The organism is Nocardia sp. NPDC060220 (assembly GCF_042727815.1).
GTDB lineage: Bacteria > Actinomycetota > Actinomycetes > Mycobacteriales > Mycobacteriaceae > Nocardia.
The window spans coordinates 1-1,655 of the sequence record NZ_JBHWZY010001189.1 but is presented as its reverse complement, the minus strand read 5'-3'; the positions used below and the strand labels follow the sequence as shown (position 1 = coordinate 1,655).

Genomic DNA, 1,655 nt, shown 5'->3' with positions numbered 1-1,655 from the left:
GGGACCGGACAGCTCCACGGCGTCGCGCGACGCCGTGGATGCCGAATCGCGGTGAATTTTCAGGTCGAGACAACGATGCTGGAGTGTGCCGTGGTCACTGCCCCGGTTCGCAGTCGATCCACTCCAGGTAGCCGCTTCCCGTGACCGAACGTCGGCCCTGCCAGGTTCCTCGGTAGGTGTAGGCGCCGACGTAGCCGCGGCCGTGCCCGTAGCGGAGCGGGCTGTCGACTTCGGCGTCGAATGTCAGGACCTCCGCACCCGCCGCATCGCGCACCCGCCAGCGCAGTTGTTGCGGGACGCGCATCGGGCGGCCGCGAGGATCTATCAGCGGTTTCGGCTGATAGGACAGGATCGTCATGGCGACGTCGTCGTACACCCGCGTTGTCCCGTCGACGCACCGCACATGTGCGAGCAGGCACGCGACCGCGCCGGCGGCACGAACCTCGGTGAGCAGCACCTGCGTCGAACTGTCGAGGTTGATGATCTGGTAGGTGAAGAAGTCGACGGGGAGCTTGCGTTGTGTCGGAAGCGCCTGTGCCGTAACCGATTGCGGCGACATGCAACGGGCGTATTCGAACGTGCACAACGTCTGTTCGATGGCGACCGTGCCGGTCTTGTCGGTCAGGGTTCCGGTGGCGGTCGCGAACAGGCTGAGGTGGTCGTAGAAGGGGGTGCGGACGAACCACGAAACCTGGTCCGTCGCTCGGATATCGAGGCTCACGTCGAAATCGTCATACTGACCGCGGACGTGGAAATAGGGATACGCCCCGGTGATGCTCAGCTCGCGGCCCCAATCGAGACGGGAGCCGTCGGCAGCGAAAGAGCAGTCGCGTCCCGTGTCGTAGGCGCGGTAGTGGTGTTGCCCCTCGGCAGCAGTAGACGACAGGACGGTGGCCGTGTCGCGGGCGTCATCGGCGGCGAGATAGTCGTTGTCGAAGGCCAGTGCACCAGTCGCGCCGATGAAGGTCATCGTGTTCAGGTAGCGGTGCGGGCCGGGTAGCTCGGGGAGGAACACTCCGTAGTGCGTCCATGCCCACCGCCGGGACTCGGCGTGCGGTCGCATCATCTCCGGTGTCCTGAACGGCCTGGTCGAATCCAGGACGCGCGAGTCGATTCGTGGCAGGACTGCGTCCAGTATCGGGCGTGCGAGACGATCGAGTACGCGCGATCGACGGTCGGCTGCGGGGTGCTGAGTGAATGCCGTGGGGTGTTCCATGAGCGCCATTGCTCCTTCGCTGGACGGCCGGGCCCGCGCCTGCCGGTGAGAGCCACATGTGTGTGTTACCGATAGTCACAGGTAGAATTGACTGATTGGTAAATTACGCTCGGGATTCCGAACCGTCAAGAGCGACCGAACGCTATCCGTCGGCCTCCCGACCTGGGCTACGCGATGGAGTGGTCGCTTCACGGTGGCCCAACCGACACCTGGACGGCGCCGGGCGCAGACCAACGCCGAACCACACCGCGGACCCCCCGGTATCCCTCGTCGGTCTGATCTCAGCGCCGAGTGCAGAACCTGAACAAACAGCAGGTCAGCTAGGCGATTTGGTTTCCGACGGCGCGTCGGATAATCTTTTGGCACACCAGCAAGTCCGGGTGGCGGAATGGCAGACGCGCTAGCTTGAGGTGCTAGTGCCCGTATTAGGGCGTGGGGG

At 64.6% G+C, this 1,655-nt stretch carries 1 protein-coding gene; it reads right to left on the bottom strand.

The window, feature by feature from the left end; translation table 11 throughout:
- Positions 1-94 precede the first annotated feature (94 nt).
- Positions 95-1,066, bottom strand: coding sequence for a DUF6670 family protein (locus ACFWF3_RS35130; RefSeq protein ID WP_379318424.1), 972 nt, complete (start codon positions 1,064-1,066; stop codon positions 95-97).
- Positions 1,067-1,655: the final 589 nt, after the last annotated feature.